This window comes from Streptomyces sp. ISL-99 (assembly GCF_018614005.1).
In the GTDB taxonomy this organism is placed as follows: domain Bacteria; phylum Actinomycetota; class Actinomycetes; order Streptomycetales; family Streptomycetaceae; genus Streptomyces; species Streptomyces flavidovirens.
Window position 1 is genome coordinate 1 of sequence record NZ_JAGGPC010000059.1, and the last position, 23,067, is coordinate 23,067.

Here is a 23,067-nt window from a genome sequence, read left to right on the forward strand (position 1 = left end):
CACCCGCACCGTCTCCACCGGGCTCTCCCCCGGCTCCTGCGGCTGCATCGACATCGACACCCTCCCCAAACGACAACGTCGGCTCTCAAGACCACAACCAGGTCTTGGGAGCCGACGTCACGCGAGAGCCGGAATAAACCAACAGCGTCCCGATGTGGTGTCCGGCCCCGGCCGCGTTCTGCGGGGAGTGGCTATGCCGGGGCGCACGCCGCCGCCGGGGTGCCGCCCAGCTCGACGGCGGCGCATCGCCAGCGCAGGTCGCGGCCCTGCTCCAGGCGGAACGCCATCGCCCGTACCTGCTCGCCCGCCGCGATGCTCGCGAAGGCCTCGACCACGCCCGGGCGCGGGTGGAAGCCGCCGCAGGTCCGTACGACGGGGAGCGTGCCGCGGGTGCGCAGTGGGGTCCGGGGCGCCAGCTGGACGAGCTGCTCGTATGCCTCGCCGATGGTGTGGCCGAGCATCCAGTGGACGGGGCGCCGGCCGCTGAGTACCGCCAGCAGGCGCTCGGCGAACTGTTCTTGGGGGGTGGGGCGGTGGTGGTGGCGGCGCAGTGCGGTGGGTGTGGTTGCGGGTGCGCGTGTGGGGGTGGGCGTGCGGGTGGGGGTTGTCGCGGCCGGCCTGGCGGGGGCGCCCGGCCTGCGCTGGTCGCGGCGTCCTTGCGGCCGGGTGCTGTCCTTGCTCATTTCAGTGCCCCGCTCTGCCGGCCCGGCCGTAATACCGGGCAGTAACTTCTGTTGGTGATCTTCTACGGGGGGCGGACGGCGGCGGCAAGGGGCGGTCGCCGCGCGGGGCGCCGGCCGTCGGAATCACCTATCCGGGTGACGGGAGGCAGCCCTGGGGCGGTGGCCGGCCGACGGGCGGGCCGACGGGTGGACGGCGCGGGGGCCGTGGACCACCACCCCGAAAGGGGACTCCGTACGTATCCTTGAGGCCGTCTCCCGACTACGAAAGCGGCCTGCTCATGCGCGTCTACGTCCCCCTGACCCTTCCCGGTCTCGCTGAGGCGCACAAGGCGGGACAGCTGGGGCCCGGCCCGCTGACGGCCTACGCCGTGACGCCGGGCCTGCGCGAGTGGTACGTCTCGGACGACATCGAGGAGCTCGAGTACGCCGCCCTCAACCGCGCCGCGGCGGCTTCGCTGCGGCTGCTGGCGGGGGACCCCGATGCCGCCCGGCGCCGGGTCGTCGTGGCCGTCGACGTACCGGACGGGGACGCTGTCGCCGACCCCGACCGGGGACTGGACTCGGCGGGGATCGGCGAGGTGCGGATCGCCGCCGCGGTGCCGCTGAAGAAGGCGGCGGCGGTGCATGTCGACGCGGACGACGCGGAGGCGGATGTGGCGGCGGCTGCCGCGGCGCTGGGGGCGGCGGACCACGGGGACGACGACGCGCAGTTCACGGTGGACGGGGCGGAGGACCACGAGCTGCTGTGGTTCGGGGTGCAGGAGATTCCCAATCTGATCTGACCGGCTGATTCCGGGCATCTGCGGCGTCTGCGGCGTCTGCGGCGTCTGCGGTGTCTGCGTTGTCGTACCCGGTGGGTACCTTCTTGGAATGGGGAAGCACACGACGACGCATCTCGTCTGGGACTGGAACGGCACGCTGCTCGACGACATCAGCGCGGTCATCGGGGCGACGAACGCGGCGTTCGCGGAGATCGGGATCGAGCCGATCACGCTCGCGCGGTACCGGGAGCTGTACTGCGTGCCCATCCCCCGCTTCTACGAGCGGCTGATGGGGCGGCTGCCGACGGACGCGGAGTGGCTGGTCATGGACGAGGCCTTCCACCGGCACTACACCGAGCTGCGGGTGGTGTGCGCGCTTGCCCACGGGGTGGAGGAGCTGCTCGTGGAGTGGCAGTCCGCGGGGCGCAGCCAGTCCCTGCTGAGCATGTACGGGCATGAGCAGCTGCTGCCGGTGGTGCGGCAGTACGGAATCGAACGGCACTTCGTGCGGGTCGACGGGCGGACCGGGCCTTCCGGCGGCAGCAAGGCCGCGCACATGGCGCGCCATGTCGCGGCGCTCGGCGGCGTCACGCCGGAGCGGGTGGTCGTGATCGGCGACGCGGTCGACGATGCGGTGGCGGCGGCGCATGTGGGGGCGCGGGCGGTGCTCTATACGGGGGGCTCGCACAGTAGGGCCAGCCTGGAGCCGGCCGGTGTGCCGGTGGTGGACACGCTTGCGGAGGCGGTGGAGCTGGCGGAGCGGTGGGTGGGGTGACGCCGTGCGCCTGAGCCGCCGCGCCCTGACCCCGCCGCCCTTCCCCGCCGCTCTGTGGTGCTGGGCCTGCGGCGCTTTCCCCTACCCGCCCCTTCCCGCAGTGACATTTTGCGGCTCCGCCGCGTGAGGGGCTCCGCCCCAGACCCCGCTCCTCAAGCGCCGGAGGGGTTGAAATTGCCCGGGGGAGCAGCAGCTGCGGGGACTGGGAAGGGGCTGGCGGAACCGCGGCCCAATGGGCCGGGAACGCCTGACGGGCCCCAGCTGCGGGGGCTGGGATTGGCCGGCAGGGCCGCAGGTGGGGGCTGGGAATGGCGGGGCCGCAGTGGGCGCCGGGGAGGGGTGGGGGAGTCGTGCGCGATGGCCGGGGGCTGTTCGGGGAGGCCGTGGCTGTGATGTTGGTTACGTTGCTGGGTTTTTCGTGCGCAGGATCTTGAGGAACTCGCGCATCCAGGCTGAGTGGTCCGGCCAGGCGCGGGCCGAGACCAGGGTGCCGTCGACGACCGTTTCGGCGTCCTGGAAGGTCGCGCCTGCGGCCTGCATGTCGAGTTCCAGGGCCGGATAGGCCGTGACCCTGCGGCCGGCCAGGCCGTCCACCGCGGCTGTCAGGAGCGGGCCGTGGCAGATCTGGGCCACCGGCTTGTCCGAGTCGAAGAAGGCCTTGAGGATCTTGCGGAGCTCCAGGTCGTTGCGCAGGTACTCGGGTGCTCGGCCGCCCGGGATCACCAGGGCGGCGTACTGGCTCGGCTCGACTTCGGAGAACGCCAGGTCGGCGGGCCAGGTGTAGCCGGGCTTCTCGGTGTACGTGTCGAAGCCGGGTTCGAAGTCGTGGACCACGAACTGGAGCTTCTTGCGGGCCGGGGCGGCGATATGGACTTCGTACCCCTCCTCGCGCAGGCGTTGGTACGGGTAGAGGACTTCCAGCGATTCTGCTGCGTCGCCGGTGACAATGAGGATCTTGGGTGCCATGACTGTGTGCTCCCCTCGGTCTGTGCCGTCTCGGTCAGCGTGCGTCGGCGGTCGGCGGTCGGCGCTTGCCATGGCGCCGGGCCGGATCGGCGGTCGGAGGCCGCCGCAGCGGCCTCGAAGCCTGTGAGGCGCCCTGGCGCCGAGCATTGCGAGAGACGCGTCGAGGAGAGGTGCCGATGAGGATCTTGGGTGCCATGGCTGTGTGCTCCCCTCGGGCGGGCTGTGCCGTGCCGTCCGGTTCAACGTGCACCCGGCGGCGGCGTTTGCCAAGGCGCCCCGCCGGGTCCGTCAGGAGGCTTCGGGCGCCGGTCGTCGCTGTCCAGAGTGTCAAACTTCCGGGCTGGTTTTGTACACCGACCGGACATGACGGGGCCCCCGTGCGGCGGGATAGCCTGGTGCCGTGATCAGCGCGATAGCCCTCGGGGGCAGTGAAGCCCCCGGTATGCGCCCGGAGTGCCACCGCGCCCGGGCGGCGCTCGCTGGTCTCCGAAACCCCGACCGGCCATCAAAGATGGCCAATAACGTCACGGGTATCTCTCACCGCGGCATAACGTCGACACCGACCGGATACCCGCGTCGTGGCGTTGTGTCACCTTTCTTCACCTACGTCACGCAACGGCGCGCGACAGGAGCCAGAGGACATGCAGACCAAGCTGGACGAAGCCAAGGCCGAGCTGCTCGTACGGGCGGCCCGGGTAGCTGAGAACAGCCCGGCCGGGGGGCAACCTTCGACTGGGTCCACGAGTGAAGGCACTCCCGACAGGGAGACGCTCCTCGCGTACCTCCAGCGCTACTACCTGCACACGGCCCCCGAAGACCTCGCCGACCGCGACCCGGTCGATGTGTTCGGCGCGGCGCTCTCGCACTACCGGCTGGCGGAGAACCGCCCGCAGGGCACCGCCAACGTCCGGGTGCACACCCCGACCGTCGAGGAGAACGGCTGGACCTGCAGCCACTCCGTCGTCGAGGTGGTCACCGACGACATGCCCTTCCTGGTCGACTCCGTCACCAACGAGCTGTCCCGGCAGAACCGCGGCATCCACGTCGTGATCCACCCGCAGGTCACCGTGCGCCGCGACGTCACCGGCAAGCTGATCGAGGTCCTCCCCGGCGACGGCGTGCGCAAGGAAGAGAAGCTGCCGCACGACGCGTGCGTCGAGTCCTGGATCCACGTCGAGATCGACCGCGAGACCGACCGGTCGGATCTGAAGCAGATCACCACCGACCTGCTGCGCGTCCTGAACGATGTCCGCGAGGCCGTCGAGGACTGGGAGAAGATGCGCGACTCGGCGCTGCGCATCGCCGAGGAACTGCCGAGCGAGCCCACCGCCGACGACCTGCGTGACCAGGAGGTCGAGGAGGCCCGCGAGCTGCTGCGCTGGCTGGCCGCCGACCACTTCACCTTCCTCGGCTACCGCGAGTACGAGCTGACCCAGGACGACGCGCTGTCCGCCGTCCCCGGCACCGGCCTCGGCATCCTGCGCTCCGACCCGCACCACAGCGGCGACGAGGACCACCCGGTGAGCCCGTCGTTCAGCCGGCTGCCCGCCGACGTCCGGGCCAAGGCCCGCGAGCACAAGCTGCTCGTACTGACGAAGGCCAACAGCCGCTCGACCGTGCACCGGCCCAGCTACCTCGACTACGTCGGCGTGAAGAAGTTCGACGCGGACGGGAATGTCGTCGGCGAGCGGCGCTTCCTCGGGCTGTTCTCCTCCGCCGCGTACACCGAGTCCGTACGCCGTGTCCCCGTCGTCCGCCGCAAGGTCGCCGAGGTCCTCGACAGCGCGGGCTTCTCGCCCAACAGCCACGACGGCCGCGACCTGCTCCAGATCCTGGAGACGTACCCGCGCGACGAGCTGTTCCAGACGCCCGTCGACCAGCTGACGTCCATCGTGACGAGCGTGCTCTACCTCCAGGAGCGGCGCCGGCTGCGGCTCTACCTGCGACAGGACGAGTACGGGCGCTACTACTCCGCGCTGATCTACCTGCCGCGCGACCGCTACACGACCGGTGTGCGGCTGCGGCTCATCGACATCCTCAAGGAGGAGCTCGGCGGCACCAGCGTCGACTTCACCGCCTGGAACACCGAGTCGATCCTCTCCCGCCTGCACTTTGTCGTCCGTGTCCCGGCCGGCACCGAGCTGCCGACGCTCACCGACGCCGACACCGAGCGCATCGAAGCCCGCCTGGTCGACGCGGCCCGCTCCTGGGCCGACGGCTTCTCCGACGCGATGAACGCCGAGCTGGGCGAGGAGCGCGCCGCCGAGCTGCTGCGCCGGTACGGTCACGCCTTCCCCGAGGGCTACAAGGCCGACCACTCGCCGCGCTCCGCCGTCGCCGACCTCGTCCACCTCGAACAGCTGACGCACGGCCGCAACAGCTTCTCGCTCTCCCTGTACGAGCCGGTGGGCGCCGGACCCAACGAGCGCCGCTTCAAGATCTACCGGATCGGCGAGCAGGTCTCCCTGTCCGCCGTCCTGCCCGTGCTCCAGCGCCTCGGCGTCGAGGTCGTCGACGAGCGTCCGTACGAGCTGCGCTGCGCCGACCGTACGCACGCGTGGATCTACGACTTCGGCCTGCGCATGCCCAAGTCGAACGGCAACGACGGCTACCTGGCCGACGACGCGCGGGAGCGTTTCCAGGAGGCGTTCTCGGCCGTGTGGACCGGGCAGGCCGAGAACGACGGCTTCAACGCCCTCGTCCTGAGCGCCGGCCTGGACTGGCGGCAGGCGATGGTGCTGCGCGCGTACGCGAAGTACCTGCGCCAGGCCGGTTCGACCTTCAGCCAGGACTACATGGAGGACACCCTCCGCAACAACGTCCACACCACCCGGCTGCTGATCTCGCTCTTCGAGGCGCGGATGTCGCCGGAGCGCCAGATCGCGGGCACCGAGCTGACCGACGGGCTGCTCGAAGAGCTCGACGGCGCGCTCGACCAGGTCGCGTCCCTCGACGAGGACCGGATCCTGCGGTCCTTCCTGACCGTCATCAAGGCGACGCTGCGCACCAGCTTCTTCCAGAAGACCGCGACCGGTGAGCCGCACAGTTACGTGTCGATGAAGTTCGACCCGCAGGCGATTCCGGACCTCCCCGCGCCCCGCCCGGCGTACGAGATCTGGGTGTACTCGCCGCGCGTCGAGGGCGTTCACCTGCGCTTCGGCAAGGTCGCGCGCGGTGGTCTGCGCTGGTCGGACCGGAGGGAAGACTTCCGGACCGAGGTGCTGGGCCTGGTCAAGGCGCAGATGGTCAAGAACACGGTCATCGTGCCGGTCGGTGCCAAGGGCGGGTTCGTCGCCAAGAACCTGCCGGATCCGTCCGTCGACCGTGACGCGTGGATGGCCGAGGGCATCGCCTCGTACAAGACCTTCATCTCGGCGCTGCTCGACATCACCGACAACATGGTCGCGGGCGAGGTCGTGCCGCCGAGAGACGTCGTGCGCCACGACGAGGACGACACGTACCTCGTCGTCGCCGCCGACAAGGGCACCGCGACCTTCTCCGACATCGCCAACGAGATCGCCGTCGCCTACAACTTCTGGCTCGGTGACGCCTTCGCGTCGGGTGGCTCGGTCGGTTACGACCACAAGGGCATGGGCATCACCGCCCGCGGTGCCTGGGAGTCCGTCAAGCGGCACTTCCGCGAGCTCGGCCACGACACGCAGAACGAGGACTTCACGGTCGTCGGCGTCGGTGACATGTCGGGTGACGTGTTCGGCAACGGCATGCTGCTGAGCGAGCACATCCGGCTCGTCGCGGCCTTCGACCACCGGCACATCTTCATCGACCCGACGCCGGACGCGGCAACGTCGTACGCCGAGCGCCGCCGTCTCTTCGAGCTGCCGCGCTCCTCGTGGGCCGACTACAACATGGACCTGCTGTCGCCCGGCGGCGGCATTCACCCGCGCAGCGCCAAGGCGATCCCGATCAACTCGCACATCCGCGAGGCGCTCGGCATCGAGCGGGGCATCACCAAGATGACCCCGGCCGATCTGATGAAGGCGATCCTCAAGGCGCCCGTCGACCTGCTGTGGAACGGCGGCATCGGTACGTACGTCAAGTCCTCGGCGGAGTCCAACGCCGACGTCGGTGACAAGGCGAACGACGCCATCCGCGTCAACGGCGAGGACCTGCGGGTCAAGGTCGTCGGCGAGGGCGGCAACCTGGGCGCGACCCAGCTCGGCCGCATCGAGTTCGCCCGCCGCGGCGCGGGTGGCGAGGGCGGCCGGATCAACACCGACGCCATCGACAACAGCGCGGGCGTGGACACCTCCGACCACGAGGTGAACATCAAGATCCTGCTGAACGGGCTCGTCGCGGACGGCGACATGACCGTCAAGCAGCGCAACAAGCTGCTCGCCACGATGACCGACGAGGTCGGCTCGCTCGTCCTGCGCAACAACTACGCGCAGAACACCGCGCTGGCCAACGCCGTCACCCAGGCGCCCTCCCTCCTCCACGCCCACCAGCGCTTCATGCGCCGGCTGGAGCGCGACGGGCACCTGAACCGCCCGCTGGAGTTCCTGCCCAACGACCGGCAGATCCGCGAACTGCTGAGCGCGGGCCGCGGCCTGAGCCAGCCGGAGCTCGCCGTCCTCATGGCGTACACCAAGATCACGGTGGCGGACGAGCTGATCCACACCGGCCTGCCGGACGACCCGCACCTGCGGAGCCTGCTGCACGCGTACTTCCCGAAGGCGCTGCGCGAGAAGTTCGGCGAGCAGATCGACGCGCACGCGCTGCGTCGCGAGATCATCACGACGGTGCTGGTCAACGACACCGTGAACACCGGTGGCTCGACCTTCCTGCACCGTCTGCGGGAGGAGACCGGCGCGTCGATCGAGGAGATCGTACGGGCGCAGTTCGCGGCCCGCGCGATCTTCGGCCTGAGCGAGGGCTGGGACGCCGTCGAGGCGCTCGACAACAAGGTCGCGGCCGACGTCCAGACCCGGATCCGTCTGCACTCGCGCCGCCTCGTCGAGCGCGGCACGCGCTGGCTGCTGGGCAACCGCCCGCAGCCGCTGGAGCTCGCCGAGACCATCGAGTTCTTCAGCGCGGGTGTGGCGCGGGTCTGGGACGAGCTGCCCAAGCTGCTGCGCGGGGCGGACCTGGAGTGGTACCAGGGCATCCTCGACGAGCTGACGGACGCGGGCGTTCCGGAGGAGCTGGCGCTGCGGGTGGCCGGGTTCTCGTCCGCCTTCCCGACGCTCGACATCGTCGCCATCGCGGAGCGCTCCGGGAAGACGCCGATGCAGGTCGCCGAGGTGTACTACGACCTCGCCGACCGCCTCTCCGTCACCCAGCTGATGGACCGGATCATCGAACTGCCGCGGGCCGACCGCTGGCAGTCCATGGCCCGCGCCTCCATCCGCGAGGACCTGTACGCGGTGCACGCCGGCCTGACGCAGGACGTGCTGTCCGTGGGCGAGGGGGCCTCCTCGCCGGAGGAGCGCTTCAAGGCGTGGGAGGAGAAGAACGTGGCGATCCTCGGCCGCGCGCGCACGACGCTGGAGGAGATCCAGGGGTCGGACGCGTTCGACCTGGCGAACCTGTCGGTGGCCATGCGCACGATGCGGACGATGCTGCGTACGCGCGTCTGATCCATCCGTAGACGGAAGAGAAGGGGGCGCCCCGCACCGGAACGACTCGGTGCGGGGCGCTTCTCATTCACTGCTGGAGGACGTCCACAGCCTGCGGCAGGACAGCACGGCGGCGGTGAGGAGCAGGCCGTTGCGTACGGCCATGACCGCGCACCCCAGCGGCGTGCCCGACACCACGTCGTCGTACAGCACCGGATAGGCGAGCGCGCTCACGGCGGCCGCCGGCAGCAGCAGCGCCGCCACCGGGCGCTGGGTGGTGGCGTGTGAGGTGAGGCAGACGGCGGCCAGGCCGAGCAGCCACACCAGGTACTGCGGGCTGATCACCCGGCTGGTGACCGTGAACAGGAGTACGGCGGCCAGCGCGGCGTCGAACGGAGTCGCCGGTGTCCAGCGGCGGGCCCTGACCCGCCACAGCAGCAGCCAGCAGAAGGCGGCGGCGGTGAGGAGGAGGGACGCGTGGGCGAGGGCCGGGACGTACGGCCCGGTCAACTCCATGGCACCGTAACGGTATTCGGCCGTGCCCGGCCAGCCCGCGAGCCGTCCCAGGGACAGCGCGGTTCCGGCCAGCGACTCGATCTGCACGCCTCTGCTGCCCTGCTGGCGCAGGAAGCCGAGGGTGTGCGAGAAGCCGAACGCGAGGACGGCGAGCAGCGCGGCCGCACTGGCGGCGGCGGACAGCCAGGCGTCTTTGCCGGCACGTCCGCGGGGGGCGCCCAGCAGCGTGAGGAGTGGCCAGACCTTCACCATCGCGCCCAGCCCGGCGAGCGCCCCGCCGACGCGGGGCCGCCCGTGCAGGGCGAGCAGGGCGAGTGCGGCGAGCGCGGTGACCTGGACGTCGTACCGGACGAGGGGCAGGTGCAGGAGCAGCGGCAGCGCGCACACCCACATCCACGCACCGGCCGTGCTGCGGCCGGGCCGCCGCCCCGCGCGCGCGAGCGCGCAGGCGACGAGCGCGTCGGCGGCGAGGGTGAGGACGAGGAAGCCCTGGAAGTACGTGAGCCCGGGCAGCGCGCCCGGCCCGAGGATCACGAGGGCCGCGCCGGGCGGGTACTGCCACATGGCGTCGTCGAGGGGGAAGTCGCCCCGGGCGAGCTGCCCGTACCAGCCGTAGTAGATGTGGTGGACCTCGCCGCTGATCGTTCCCACGTCGAAGGCGGCCAGGGGCTGGGCGAGCAGGGCGAGCATGACCAGGCGGGTGGTGAGCCAGACGGCGCCGAGTGCGCGGGCGAAACGGCGCGCGGCTGCCGCGGACGTACGGGAGCCGGGGGCGGTGTTCGCGTCGGAGGCCGGGATCTGGTCGGTCGTCATCAACGCGCACTTTAGCCACCTCTGTGCTATTTCTTCGGCTTTGTGTGTGCCTCGTAGGCGGCGACGACGTCCTTCGCGGGCCCGTCCATCCGCAGCGTCCCCGCCTCCAGCCAGAGCGCCCGGTCGCACGTCTCGGTGACAGTTCTGTTGTTGTGGCTGACCAGGAAGACGGTGCCCGCCTCGGCGCGGAGCTCGTCGATGCGGGCCTTGCTGCGGCGCTGGAAGGCGGCGTCGCCGGTGGCGAGCGCCTCGTCGATCATCAGTACGTCGTGGCTCTTGGCGGCAGCGATCGAGAAGCGGAGGCGGGCCGCCATGCCGGAGGAGTACGTACGCATCGGCAGGGTGATGAAGTCGCCCTTGTCGTCGACGCCGGAGAAGTCGACGATCTGCTGGTAGCGCTCGCGGAGCTGCCGGCGTGTCATGCCCATCGCCAGGCCGCCGAGTACGACATTGCGCTCGCCGGTCAGGTCGTTCATCAGCGCCGCGTTGACGCCGAGGAGCGAGGGCTGTCCCTGGGTGTAGATGTGGCCGCGGGCGGGTCGGAGCAGGCCGGCGACCGCTTTGAGGAGCGTGGACTTCCCGGACCCGTTGGAGCCGATGAGGCCGATGGCCTCGCCCTTGTGCGCGACGAAGGTGACGCCTTTGACGGCGTGCACTGCGCGGGTGCTGCCCCCGCTCTGGACCTTGTAGGTGATGTGGATGTCGTCGGCGATGACGGTGGGGGTCGGTTCGTACTGCTTTTCAGCCACGGCCGTACGTCTCCTCTGCCTGCCAGAAATAGATGAAGCCGCCCACGCCCGCGAGCAGCGCCCAGCCCGTGGCGAGGAGCCACACATGCGGGGGTAGCTGGTCGGCGGTGAAGCTGTCGATGAGCGCGAAGCGCATCAGATCGATGTAGACGGCGGCCGGATTGCACTGCAGCACCACGGCCACCAGGTGCGGCACCCTGTCGCTCCGCAGGACGTGGCCGACGCTCCACATGACGCCCGAGACGTACATCCAGGTGCGCAGGACGAACGGCATCAGCTGGGCGATGTCAGGGGTCCGGGACGCCAGCCTCGCCATGATCAGCGCCAGGCCCGTGTTGAACAGCGACTGGAGGGCGAGTGCGGGCAGTGCCAGCAGCCAGGACGGCCGGGGGAACTGCCCGAAGCAGCAGAGGATCACCGCCAGCGCGGCCATCGAGAAGAGCAACTGCTGGAGCTGCTGGACGGCGTACGCGACCGGGAGTGAAGCGCGCGGGAAGTGCAGGGCGCGGACGAGTCCCAGGTTGCCGGTGAGGGCGCGGGTGCCCGCCAGGACGGTGCTGCTGGTGAAGGTCCAGACGAAGACGCCGGTGACCAGGAACGGCACGAAGTCGGCGATGTCGTCCTTGGTGCGGAGCAGGACGCCGAAGACGAAGTAGTAGACCGCCGCGTTGAGCAGCGGAGTCATGATCTGCCAGAGCTGCCCCAGCCTGGCCCGGCTGTACTGCGCGGTCAGCCGGGCGGTGGCGAACGCGGTGACGAAGTGGCGGCGGCCCCAGAGCAGGCGGGTGTACGCGGGGAGCGAGGGCCGGGCGCCGCTCGCGGTGAGGCCGTGGCGGGCGGCCAGTGCGGCCAGGTCGGTGGCGGACGCGGTGGGCGCGGTGGGCGCGGTGGGCGCCGGGGTGCGGGCGGGCGGTGTCGAGGTCAGGGTCACATCGGCGGCTTTCGGTGGGGGCGGCGGCTGAGCGCACGACGGAACGGGGCCGTATCGTCGCTACGGTGACAGTAGGGTGGCGTACGTCGAAACGCAACCGTTCCGTCGTGACGCTATGCTTCGCGCATGAGCGCCGACCCGCGACCGACCACGCCCACGCCACCCCGCCGCGCCCCCGCCGGAGCCGCCGTGCTCAGGGAGGACGTGACCGACGCCATCCGTACCGCCGTCTTCGAGGAACTGGCCGCCGTCGGGTACGCGCGCATGTCGATCGAGGGCATCGCCCGCAGGGCCGGCGTCGGCAAGACGGCCGTCTACCGCCGCTGGAAGTCCAAGCTCGCCCTTGTCCTCGACCTCGTCTCCGCCGTAGCGGTCGAGGGCCTGCCCGCACCGGCGACCGGTTCGCTGTACGGCGACGTACGAGCCCTTCTCGAAGTGGCCGCCCACGCGCTGCGCCACCCCGTCGCCTCACAGGTCGTCCCCGACCTGCTGGTCGAGGCCGCGCGTCACCCCGAGATCGCCGACGCGATCAAGTCGGCTCTCCTCGACGGACAGCAGGGCGTCGCCGCCGCGGTCGTACGGGACGCGGTCGCGCGCGGCGAGCTGCCCGAGGGGGCCGACGCGGACCGGGCCCTGGACCTGATCGTGGGGCCGCTGTACTGGCGGCTCGTAGTCGTGCGTACCGCCCTGCCCGCCGGATATCTCGACGACCTGGCGGCGTCGGCGGTCGCCGCGCTCAAGGCCTGACGGGGTGGTACAGGACATGGGACGGCGGCCCGGTCGGGGAGAGCGGGCCGCCGTCGTGGGCGTTCTGGTCCGTCCGCTGTCCTGCCTACTTCACCGCGCCGGCCATCACGCCGGACACGAACTGCCGCTGGAACGCGAAGAAGACGATCAGCGGGATGATCATCGAGATGAAGGCGCCGGGCGCCAGGATGTCGATGTTGTTGCCGAATTGCCGTACCTGGCGCTGGAGCGCCACCGTGATCGGCGGGTTGGCCGAGTCGGCGAAGATCAGCGCGACCAGCATGTCGTTCCAGACCCACAGGAACTGGAAGATGCCGAGCGAGGCGATGGCGGGACCGCCGAGCGGCATCACGACGCGCGTGAACAGCCGGATCTCGCCCGCCCCGTCGAGCCGCGCCGCCTCCAGGAGTTCCCTGGGGATCTCCGCGAAGAAGTTGCGCAGAAGGAAGATGGCGAAGGGCAGGCCGAAGGCGACGTGGAAGAGGACCACGCCCGCCGTGGTCTCGAAGATGCCGATCTTTCCGAAGAGTTCCGAGACCGGGACGAGGGCGACCTGCACCGGAACCACCAGCAGGCCGACGACCACCAGGAACCACCAGTCGCGGCCCGGGAAGTCCATCCACGCGAAGGCGTACCCGGCCAGCGAGCCGATCACCACGACCAGGACGGTCGACGGGACGGTGATCATGATCGTACTGAGCAGGGAGTCGACGATGGTGTTGTTGTCGAGGAGATTGGCGTAGTTGTCGAGGGTGAGGCCGGCGGGGGCGGAGAAGACCTTCCACCAGCCGGTCTCCGCGATGTCGGTGGGGCTGCGCAGCGACGAGAACAGCAGCCCGATCGTCGGCATCAGCCAGAACAGCGCGACCAGGATGAGGAAGATCCGCACCGCGCCGCCGCCCGCGCGCGCCGCGATCCGCGCGGGGAGGGACTGCTTGGCCTTGATGGGGCCCTGGGTGGTGGTCGTGGGGGGCGTGGGGGCCGTGGTGGTCATCGGCGGCTCTCCTTTCGCATCCGTCGGATGTTGAAGAGCATCACCGGGACGACCAGCAGCAGGAGCAGTACGGCGATGGCGCTGCCGATGCCCGGGTCCGCGTCCGTACCGAACGACGAGCGGTAGAGCTGGAGCGCCAGCACGTTCGCGTCGTCCTGGGACGACCCCGGCGCGATGATGAACACCAGGTCGAAGATCTTCAGTACGTTGATCATCAGAGTGACCAGCACCACTGCGAGGACGGGCGCCAGCAGCGGGACCGTGACGCGGCGGAAGACCTGCCACTCGTTGGCGCCGTCGACCCGGGCCGCCTCCAGGAGCTCTCGCGGCAGGCCCGCGAGCCCGGCCGCGATCAGCACCATCGCGAAGCCCGCCCACATCCATACGTAGCTGCCGATGATGGCGGGGGTCACCAGGCTCGGACCGAGCCAGTCGACCCCGTTGTAGGGCTCGCGGAAGTTCGAGGCGGGGAAGCGGAGTTCGGCTCCGTCCGCCTTGGCGGAGAGGGTGAAGGTGCCGTCGGCGCCGGCTTTCGCCGAGTCGACGACCTTGCCGTCCTTCACCGCCTCGACCTTGATGCCCTTGAGGCCGAACTCCTTGGGGTCGATGGCGTTGGGCCTGCCGCCGCCGCCCTTCGTGAAGTCCAGCCAGGCCGTGCCCGTGACCTTGTCCGGCGCCGTCTTGGCGGGCGCGGCGATCTCGGCGTCCCCCGGCATCTTGGCGGGCGGCACGCCGACCAGCGGCAGCAGGACCTGTTCGCCTGCTCTGACGGGCTGTTTGGTGACGAAGGAGCCACCGCCGCCCGCCTTCAGCGGATGGACCGGCAGTGGACGGGCCTTCGGGAAGCCGGCGGATTCGGAGAACATGTCGTGGACGCTCACCGCGACGGCGTTGGCGACCCCGCGCTCCGGATTCTGCTCGTACACCAGCCGGAAGATGATGCCCGCGGCGAGCATCGAGATCGCCATCGGCATGAAGACCAGCAGCTTGAACGCCGTACCCCAGCGAATGCGTTCGGTGAGGACGGCGAATATCAGGCCCAGGGCCGTCGAGACCGCGGGGGCGACGACCACCCAGATCGCGTTGTTCTTGACGGCGGTCAGGATGGTGTCGTCGGTGAAGATCTCGACGAAGTTGCCGAATCCGGCGAAGTTGTCGCCCGACTTGTCGAAGAAGCTCCGGTAGACCGAGTACCCGATCGGGTAGACCACGAGCGCGCCGAGCAGCACCAGGGCGGGCAGCAGGAAGCCGGCCGCCATCAGTTTGCGCGTACCCGTCACGCTCTTGCGTTTGCCCTTGTCGGCGGGGGGCGGCGTGACCTTCGCGGCGCCCCCCGCGGTCGCTGACGTCACGGCGTCAGCTCTTGTACGCCTTGGCCGCGTCGGACTCCAGCCGTTGCTGGGTCCCCGCGATGTCCTTCGGGTTCTTCAGGAAGTCCTGCAGCGCCTTCCACTCACCCTTGCCGGGCGTGCCGCCGAACGACTGCGGGGCCTGGTCCGACATGTCGAAGCGGAAGTCGTCGCCCGCCGCGATCAGGGCCTTCGCGATGTCACGCTGCACGTCGTTCGGATACGCCGCCACGTCCAGGGACTTGTTCGGCGATACGAACCCGCCCGCCCCCGCCCAGATCTTCGCGGCGTCGGTCGAGGCCAGGAACGTCAGCAGCGCCTTGGCACCCTTGGAGTCCTTGAGCGCCACGGCGGCGTCGCCGCCGGTCACGACGGGCGACTCGCTGCCCACCGCCGGGAACGGGAACACCTTGGCGTCCGTGCCGATCTTCGCCTTCGTCTGCCCGATGTTCACGGAGACGAAGTCGCCCTCGAAGACCATCGCGGCCTTCGGGTCCTCGGCGAACGTCTGCGTGACGGACGCGGGGAACTCGGTCTGCAGGGCACCGTCCTGGCCGCCCGCGATGAGCTCCTTCTTGCCGAACAGCTCGGCGAGTGTGGTCAGCGCGTTCTTGACGGACGGGTCCGTCCACTTGATCTCGTGCTGGGCCAGCTGGTCGTACTTCTCGGGGCCCGCCTGCGAGAGGTAGATGTTCTCGAACCAGTCGGTGAGGGTCCAGCCGTCCGCGCCGCCGATGGATACCGGGGGGACGCCGGAGGCGGAGATCGTCTCGGCGGTGGTCAGGAAGTCCTTCCAGGTCTTCGGCTCCTCGACGCCCGCGTCCTCGAATGCCTGGGTGTTGTACCAGATCAGGGACTTGTTGGCGGCCTTGAAGTACACCCCGTACTGAGTGCCGTCGACCGCTCCGATGTCCTTCCAGCCCTGCGAGTAGTTCTTGTCCAGCTGTGCCTGGGTCGCCGCGTCGACGGGCTTCGCCCACTTGCGCTGGACGGCCTGCTGGAGCGCGCCGACCTGGGGCAGCAGTGCCACGTCGGGGGGTGAGCCCCCTGCGATCTTGGTGCCGAGGAAGTTCACGATGGGGTCCTGGGCCGGGACGAAGGTGACCTTCGCGCCCGTGCGCTTCTCGAACTCGTCCAGGACCTTGGTGAAGTTCTCCTGCTCGGGGCCCGTCCAGACCGCCGCGACCTGGACCTCCTCGCCGTTCAGTTTGGGGAGCGTGACGGAGGACGAGGGCTCTGTGGTGGCCCCGCTTCCCTCGTTCCCTCGGTCCTTGTCCTTGTCGCCACCGCAGGCGGTGAGGGCGAGCGTGCTCGCGGCGATCACCGCCAGGGCGGCCCTGCGCGCCCGGCGCCCCCTGCGACCCTTGTGTGTGCGAAGAGTTGTGCGCATCACTGCCCCGTCTCTCCTGTGCGCGTACGGACCGGCGCAGCCCTCGGAGAACCGCTGGCGCCGATGCCGGTCTAGCTGTCCCGTGGGTCAGTCCTACGCCCGGCGGTCGGCCCCGGCAATAGTGCCTTCCGTGTCAACCGGGTGATCGTGATGGGCTCGTGACGTTGAGTCAGGCCTCGGGGGGCGCGTCCAGGGGCGGCAGCGGGGTGGCGTTGACCGTGCGGGCGGCGCGGTCCAGGGCGCTGGCCAGCAGCGCGAGGTCCGTCGGCCCGTTGCCCAGTTCGCGCACCGGGCGGCGGGCCGGCGGATCGCCCATCCGCTCCCACTCCAGGGGCACGACGGTGGGGCGCAGCGTCGCGGTGCGGGGGATTCGGCCGGAGACCCGGCCGGCCTGGAACGGGATCGCGGTGCTGTCCGGGGTCGCGGTGCTGTCCGGGGTTGCGTGTCCCTGCGGATCTGCGTGTCCGTGCGGGGCTGCGGTCCTGTGTGGGTCCGTGGTCCCGTGACGCAGCAGCCTGCCGCGTCCCGGTGTGGCCTCGTCGGGGGCGGGTGCGGACGGCGGTGGGTCGAGTACGACCCGTAGGCGCGCGCCGCGCGCCAGCTCCGTGTCGGCCGTACGGTCCGGTCTGGCGGACGTCGCCACCAGGTGTACGCCGAGCCGCTCGCCGTCCCTCGCCACCGCCTCCAGGGCCCGTACGACGGAACCGGCCGCCGGCCTTCCCGTACTGCCGAGGGCGGGTGCGACCAGCGCGTCGAGGTCGTCGACCAGCACGACGAGGCGGGGGAGCGGCGAGGGGCCGGTGTCGGCCCTGGTCTGGCGCTCCCGGGACGTGGTGGTGCGCAGGCGCAGGGTGCCGCTGGGGGGTGAGTCCAGGTCGCCGTTCTGCTCGGCGGCGCTGGGCGGGCGCTGGCCGATCATGCGGCCCGACACTTCGCGCCGCGTGTGCCATTCGGCGAAGCCGAGGCTGCCGAGGAGCTCGTGGCGGCGCTTCAGCTCGGCGCCCAGGGCCTGGGCGAACTCCCTCATGCGGAGGGGGTCGGAGGCGCTGAGGTGGGTGGAGACGTGCGGCAGTTCCGTGCAGGGGCGCAGGCCGTCACCGCGCTCGCCGCCGGCGCCGTCGACCAGGACGAGACCCAGGCGGTCGGGGCGGGCCGCGGCCGCGAGGGACGCCGCTACGGAGCGCAGCAGCTCGGTACGGCCGCTGCCCGCCGGGCCCTCGATCAGGAGGTGCGGGCCCTCCGCGGTCAGGTCCACGCAGAGCGGGCCGCGCGGGCCCGCCCCGAGCACCGCCCACGCGCGGGTGGCGCCGGGTGCCTGGCCGTCGTCGGCGGCCGCCGCCCAGCGGGCCATCAGGGAGGCGGGGGTGGCTCTGGCCAGGCCCAGTTCGTCGAGCAGCCGGGCGGAAGAGGGGAGGGGGGTGGTTCTGCCTGGTCGGGGGGTGTGGGTGGTGCCGGTGCCGGTGGCGCTGGTGTGGTTGGTGGTGGGGTTTGTGCCGGGTGGGTGGCCGTCCGCGCGCAGGGGAGCCAGGGCCCGCGCGAAGCGCTCCGCCCAGGCCGCGGACACCGCGTCCACCGCTGCGAGCGTGCCGTGGCCCGCGGGTTCGCCTCCCGCTGTACGCAGCAGCCGCAGGGCGGTGGCCACATCGCCGCTGAGCAGTGCGGCCGCGCCGCACTCGCGGAACGCGGGCGACGCGGCGCAGGCGGCCTCGTACGTCGCCGCGACCGGCGAAAGCGGTGATGCGGCGGGCGTCTCGGCCAGGCACAGGAGGTGGATGCCGGACGACGCGCCGGTCGCGGCCAGCCGGGCGGTGGACTCGCGCAGCGCGGCGGAACCCGGGTCGCCGTCGGCGATGACGACCGTGTACGGGCCTTCGTCCGCTGCGTGGGGTTCCTCGTCCGTGCGGCGCATCAGCTCGGCGATCCGGGCGGTCGCCTGGTCGCGGTCGTACGCGAGGAGCAGCCGGCAGTCCTGGCCGTGGGCGGGGCGCAGGTGCGGCAACCAGCCGAGCCAGGACCACTCGGCGGTGCGGTCTTCGAGGGGCCTGGCCCTGTCTGTGCTGAGCAGCACGATTTCGAGGTCGATGGGGGAATGCAGTGCCGTGAGCTGCGCGACGGCCGACCTGGCCAGCCCGGCCAGGCGTGCGCGCGGGCCGGCCAGGCCCAGCGAGCCCACTTCGCGCAGGGCGACGGTCACGGGCACGGCAGGCAGCGGGCGTCCTCCGTCGGGCGCCGGGCGGTCTGCGGTGCCCAGACGCAGTACGAGTGCTTCGGGGTGGCCGGGGCCGCGCTCCCACAGGCGGGGGCCGGGGCCGAGCGCGGTCAGCAGGAGCGCGGCGGGGTCGGGCCAGGCTTCGGGCAGGGGGGTGGGGTTGGCGGGGGCGGTGGGGTTGGCGGGGTTTGCGACGGTGGGCGGCAGGCCGAGGGGGGTGGCTGCGGCGGGGGCGTACTCGTCCATGAGCTCGGGGCGGCCGCCGGTGAGGCGGCGGGCCCAGGCTCCTATGCCGCCGCGTCGGCCTGGCTGTGCGGCGGGGGGTGTCGCTTCTGGTCGCGGAGGCTCCGGGGTCGGTACCGCGTCTTGCGGGGGCTCCGGGGTCGGGGCCGCGTCGGGGCGTCTCCTCGGGTGCCGAACGTTCGGGTACTCGGGATGTTCGGGCGTGTTGCGTTCGACACCCTGCGGGGAGCGCCCCGACACGTCCCCTCCCGGCACCTCGGTGTGCGACACGCGGCCACCCCCGGCCACATGCCCTGCGGGGGGTGTGGGGGAGTAGGTGGCCGCGTTCCCTGCTGGAGGTGTGGTGGGTGGGGTGGCTGTGTGGGTGGAGACTCTGCGGCCGGCGGGGGGTGTTTCGGGGCGGTGTTTCGGGCCGGTGGCGTGTGTCGTTGCTGGTGTGCGGGTCAGGCGTAGGTGGCCCTCGCCGTCCGGGGTTGTCGGGAGGGGAAGGGCCTGGTCGCCGGGGGGCAGCAGGCGTAGGGCCGACTCGCCCACGCGCAGCAGTGCGCCGGGGGAGAAGGGGACCGGGTGGTCGGTGAGGTCCTCGCCGTCCAGGGAGGTGCCGTTCGTGGAGCCCAGGTCCGCGACGGAGACCCGGCCGTCCTTCGTCAGCGTCACCGTGCAGTGCAGCCGTGACACGTCCGGGTCGTTCAGGGGGACGTCGGCCTCTGTTGAGCGGCCGATGCTGATCCGGCCGCCGTGGAGGAGGTGGACCCCGCCCGCGTCGGGTCCCGCCACCACGTGCAGCTGGGCGGGGGCGTCCGAGGTGCCGTCCGGCTCGGGTGAGGGCGCGTAGAGGGACAGCACCGCTCCGTCGATCAGTGGGGGCTCGCCGAGCGCGCAGCGCTGTGCGTCGAGCCGGTCCCGGCCCGCGTACACCACCACGGCGCCCGTGGTCTCCGGGGCCGACCCGGGACCGGAGACGGCCGCGGCCAGGCCGGAGGCGACCGCGGCCAGCGCGGTCCCGGCGGGCGCGGTGACGAGCACGTCGCACGCGCGTCCGGCCGGGGCACCCTGGGGGCCCTCGGCGGGGCGCGCACTCAGCGCGCGCGGCGCGAGGACGGTCAGCCGGATCTGCATCGCGTCAGCGGTCCCTTCTGCGCGAAGTGCCCGGCAGGGGTGCCGCCCCGTGATTCCCCCCACCCGGCACGGACGCGTCGTCCGGATCAGGTCGGCACGTGCGCGGGGCTCCCGACCCCACAGTCCGTGCTGCAGGCATCCTCGCACCTGCCACTGACAACATGCCCGCCGCCCACCTTCAAGTGATCTTGAATGGTCGGCTGTGGGCGTAAAAGTGCAGACTTCGACATATGCGGCACGCGCGTTCGGCAACCATCCATGCGGGGAGCGCGTCTACCCTCGGTACGCGGCCCGGCCGCGCCCCGGTGGGAGGCGGGCGGACGGCACTACAGTGGGTCGGAACCACCACGAGGACACGAGCAGCAGGGAGCGCATGACGTGCGGCCGGTAGGCAGCAAATACCTGCTCGAGGAGCCGCTCGGGCGCGGCGCCACGGGCACCGTCTGGCGAGCCCGCCAGCGTGAGACCGCGGGCGCCGAGGCGGCCGTGGCCGGCCAGCCCGGCGAGACTGTCGCGATCAAGGTCCTCAAGGAGGAGCTCGCCAACGACGCCGATGTGGTGATGCGTTTTCTGCGGGAGCGGTCTGTTCTGCTGCGGCTCACGCATCCCAACATCGTGCGGACCCGGGACCTTGTGGTCGAGGGGGATCTGCTCGCGCTGGTGATGGATCTTGTCGACGGGCCTGATCTGCACCGCTATCTGCGGGAGAACGGTCCGTTCTCACCGGTCGCCGCCTCTTTGCTCACCGCGCAGATCGCGGACGCCCTCGCCGCCAGCCACGCCGACGGCGTCGTCCACCGCGACCTCAAGCCGGCGAATGTGCTGCTCGATGAGCGTGACGGCCAGATGCATCCGATGCTCACCGACTTCGGCATCGCGCGCCTCGCCGACTCCCCGGGACTGACCAGGACCCACGAGTTCGTCGGTACGCCCGCCTACGTCGCCCCCGAGTCCGCCGAGGGCCGGCCGCAGACGTCCGCTGTCGACATCTACGGCGCGGGGATTCTGCTGTACGAGCTGGTCACGGGGCGTCCGCCGTTCGCCGGGGGCACGGCGCTGGAGGTGCTCCACCGCCACCTGAGCGAGGAGCCCCGCCGGCCCACCACCGTCCCCGAGCCGCTGTGGACGGTCATAGAGCGCTGTCTGCGCAAGGAACCGGACGAGCGGCCCAGCGCCGAGAACCTCGCCCGCGCCCTGCGCACCGTCGCCGCAGGCGTCGGCGTGCATTCGTCGTCCGCCCAGGTCGAGGCGGCCATGGGTGTCGGCGCGCTGCTCGCGCCCGACCCCGCCCCCGCGCCGGTCCCCGGCGTGCCCGGAGCCGCCGACCCGACGCAGGTCCTGCCGAGCAACGCCGGATCGTACGACCCGGCCGCCGCGACCAGCGTCCTGCCGTCGACCGGTGGCGGCGGACAGTACGGCGGCCCCGGCGCCGCCGACCCGACCGCCGTCATGCCGCCCGTACCGCCGCGCCCCGACGGCGCACCCGGCGGCACGAACCCCGAGGACCCGCACCCCTGGCAGAACCAGCTGCGGGCCGCCCGCGACCGCAACGAGCAGACGCAGGTCCAGTACCTCGACCCGAGCCAGGACCCGCTGCGCCGCCGCCCCCAGCGCCAGCCGCAGCAGCCCCCGCAGCGGCAGCAGCAACAGCGTCCACAGCAGCCGCAGCCGCAGCGGTACGCCCCGCCGCCGCAGCACCAGCAGCCCCAGCCGCCGCCCCCGCAGCAGCGGTACGCGCCGCCGCAGCAGCCCGCCCAGCCGGCCCCGCGTCCGCCGCGCGAGCCCCGTGAGCCGCGCCGCCGCAGTGCCAATCCGATGCGGATCCCGGGTCTCGGTTGTCTGAAGGGCTGCCTGTTCACGCTCGTCCTGCTGTTCGTCGCGTCCTGGCTGATCTGGGAGTTCTCCGGACTCCAGGAGTGGATCGGCACGACGAAGGGCTTCTTCGCCCAGATCGGTGACGTGATCGACAGCATTTCGAAGTTCGCGCGCGATCTCGGCGGTTCCAGCGGCGTGTAAGCGGGCGAGTTCGTTGATTTGTCGACTTCTGGGGGTGGATTTCACCCTTAGAAGTCGACGTTGACGCGATACCGGGCACCGGACGCCCTGTCACCCGCGTAGCCTCAGGGCGACCGTCAGCCGCTGAGGGAGCAGTCTTGGCACGGAAAATCGGCAGCCGGTACACGGCCCACCAGATCCTTGGACGGGGCAGTGCCGGCACGGTGTGGCTCGGCGAGGGGCCCGAGGGGCCTGTCGCCATCAAGCTCCTGCGTGAGGACCTCGCGTCCGACCAGGAACTCGTCGGACGCTTCGTCCAGGAGCGCACCGCGCTGCTCGGACTCGACCACCCCCGCGTCGTCGGCGTCCGCGATCTCGTTGTGGACGGCACCGATCTCGCGCTCGTGATGGATCTCGTACGGGGTACGGACCTGCGGACGCGGCTCGACCGTGAGCGGCGCCTGGCGCCCGAGGCGGCCGTCGCGATTGCCGCAGATGTCGCCGACGGGCTCGCCGCCGCGCACGCGGCCGGCGTCGTACACCGGGACGTGAAGCCGGAGAACATCCTGCTCGACATGGAGGGGCCGCTCGGGCCCGGCGGCGCGCACCCCGCGCTGCTGACCGACTTCGGCGTCGCCAAGCTGATCGACACCCCGCGCCGCACCCGCGCGACGAAGATCATCGGTACGCCGGACTACCTCGCCCCCGAGATCGTCGAGGGCCTGCCGCCCCGCGCCGCCGTCGACATCTACGCCCTGGCGACCGTGCTGTACGAGCTGCTCGCGGGCTTCACACCCTTCGGCGGCGGCCACCCCGGCGCCGTACTGCGCCGTCATGTCACCGAAACCGTTGTTCCTCTGCCGGGCATCCCCGAGGAGCTGTGGCAGCTCCTCGTGCAGTGCCTCGCGAAGGCTCCGGCGTCCCGGCTGCGCGCCTCCGAGCTCTCCGCCCGGTTGCGCGACCAGCTCCCGCTCCTCGCCGGAATGCCGCCGCTGGACGTCGACGAGCCGGGCTCGGAGGACGAGGAGACGGAGTACCCGGCGTATCCGGCGTACGACGAGCCGCAGCCCGTCACCGCCGACGAGCCGCACCGCCGCGGCGCCGTCCCGCTGGTGCGCGGCTCGGCCCCGGACTCCAGCCGCGACACCCACACGAGCATGCGCGTCCCCGCCCCGGACGAGCTGGCCGGCGGCGCCCGCGGCACGGCGCGCGCCCCCCGGGCCGCGGGCGAGCCCCGCCCCGGGTCGGCCC

15 protein-coding genes are annotated in these 23,067 nt (G+C 71.5%); 6 read left to right on the forward strand and 9 right to left on the reverse strand.

Features of this window, described 5'->3' with window-relative positions; translation table 11 throughout:
- Positions 1-191 precede the first annotated feature (191 nt).
- A complete protein-coding gene (locus tag J7E91_RS29975) occupies positions 192-683 on the reverse strand; it encodes an Rv3235 family protein (protein WP_214909886.1) in 492 nt (163 codons plus the stop codon).
- Positions 684-961: 278 nt separating this feature from the next.
- Here J7E91_RS29975 and J7E91_RS29980 point away from each other — a divergent pair, with 278 nt between their 5' ends.
- On the forward strand, positions 962-1,465 hold the full coding sequence (locus tag J7E91_RS29980) for a hypothetical protein (protein WP_214909906.1): 504 nt from the start codon (positions 962-964) through the stop codon (positions 1,463-1,465).
- An 88-nt stretch (positions 1,466-1,553) separates the two neighbouring features.
- Positions 1,554-2,219: an HAD family hydrolase gene (locus tag J7E91_RS29985; RefSeq protein WP_214909889.1), complete on the forward strand. Its 666-nt coding sequence runs from the start codon at positions 1,554-1,556 to the stop codon at positions 2,217-2,219.
- A 399-nt stretch (positions 2,220-2,618) separates the two neighbouring features.
- Here the strand turns inward: J7E91_RS29985 and J7E91_RS29990 are convergent, their stop codons facing one another.
- Positions 2,619-3,185, reverse strand: coding sequence for a DJ-1/PfpI family protein (locus J7E91_RS29990; protein ID WP_214909890.1), 567 nt, complete (start codon positions 3,183-3,185; stop codon positions 2,619-2,621).
- A 641-nt stretch (positions 3,186-3,826) separates the two neighbouring features.
- Here J7E91_RS29990 and J7E91_RS29995 point away from each other — a divergent pair.
- Positions 3,827-8,782, forward strand: a complete 4,956-nt coding sequence (locus J7E91_RS29995) for an NAD-glutamate dehydrogenase (RefSeq protein WP_214909891.1) — start codon at positions 3,827-3,829, stop codon at positions 8,780-8,782.
- A gap of 63 nt (positions 8,783-8,845) precedes the next feature.
- Here the strand turns inward: J7E91_RS29995 and J7E91_RS30000 are convergent, their stop codons facing one another.
- The 3 genes from J7E91_RS30000 to J7E91_RS30010 are packed head-to-tail and all read right to left on the reverse strand — an operon-like array spanning position 8,846 to position 11,770.
- Positions 8,846-10,090, reverse strand: coding sequence for a glycosyltransferase family 87 protein (locus tag J7E91_RS30000; RefSeq protein WP_214909892.1), 1,245 nt, complete (start codon positions 10,088-10,090; stop codon positions 8,846-8,848).
- Between the two features lie 26 nt (positions 10,091-10,116).
- Positions 10,117-10,839: an ABC transporter ATP-binding protein gene (locus J7E91_RS30005; protein WP_308377501.1), complete on the reverse strand. Its 723-nt coding sequence runs from the start codon at positions 10,837-10,839 to the stop codon at positions 10,117-10,119.
- Positions 10,832-11,770 carry an ABC transporter permease gene (locus J7E91_RS30010; RefSeq protein WP_214909894.1) on the reverse strand — a complete coding sequence of 313 codons (939 nt, stop codon included), beginning with the start codon at positions 11,768-11,770 and terminating at the stop codon, positions 10,832-10,834. The genes J7E91_RS30005 and J7E91_RS30010 overlap by 8 nt, the downstream gene beginning before the upstream one ends.
- Positions 11,771-11,896: 126 nt before the next feature.
- On the opposite strand from J7E91_RS30010, the gene J7E91_RS30015 reads away from it, so the two are divergent.
- Complete coding sequence (locus tag J7E91_RS30015; RefSeq protein WP_214909896.1) at positions 11,897-12,517, forward strand: TetR/AcrR family transcriptional regulator; 621 nt, start codon at positions 11,897-11,899, stop codon at positions 12,515-12,517.
- A gap of 85 nt (positions 12,518-12,602) precedes the next feature.
- Here the strand turns inward: J7E91_RS30015 and J7E91_RS30020 are convergent, their stop codons facing one another.
- The 4 genes from J7E91_RS30020 to J7E91_RS30035 form a co-directional block, all read right to left on the reverse strand.
- Positions 12,603-13,511, reverse strand: coding sequence for a carbohydrate ABC transporter permease (locus J7E91_RS30020; RefSeq protein WP_214909899.1), 909 nt, complete (start codon positions 13,509-13,511; stop codon positions 12,603-12,605).
- Positions 13,508-14,863: a carbohydrate ABC transporter permease gene (locus J7E91_RS30025; RefSeq protein ID WP_374224800.1), complete on the reverse strand. Its 1,356-nt coding sequence runs from the start codon at positions 14,861-14,863 to the stop codon at positions 13,508-13,510. Before J7E91_RS30025 ends, J7E91_RS30020 begins: the two co-directional genes overlap by 4 nt.
- A gap of 4 nt (positions 14,864-14,867) precedes the next feature.
- Positions 14,868-16,250, reverse strand: coding sequence for an ABC transporter substrate-binding protein (locus J7E91_RS30030; RefSeq protein ID WP_214909901.1), 1,383 nt, complete (start codon positions 16,248-16,250; stop codon positions 14,868-14,870).
- Between the two features lie 169 nt (positions 16,251-16,419).
- A complete protein-coding gene (locus J7E91_RS30035; protein WP_214909903.1) occupies positions 16,420-19,821 on the reverse strand; it encodes an FtsK/SpoIIIE domain-containing protein in 3,402 nt (1,133 codons plus the stop codon).
- 378 nt (positions 19,822-20,199) lie between these two features.
- Here J7E91_RS30035 and J7E91_RS30040 point away from each other — a divergent pair, with 378 nt between their 5' ends.
- The gene (locus J7E91_RS30040; RefSeq protein ID WP_214909904.1) at positions 20,200-21,837 is read left to right on the forward strand and encodes a serine/threonine-protein kinase; all 1,638 of its coding nucleotides are present in this window, start codon (positions 20,200-20,202) and stop codon (positions 21,835-21,837) included.
- A 137-nt stretch (positions 21,838-21,974) separates the two neighbouring features.
- Positions 21,975-23,067 (forward strand): serine/threonine-protein kinase (locus J7E91_RS30045; RefSeq protein ID WP_214909905.1); only part of this gene is annotated, 1,093 nt, incomplete at its 3' end.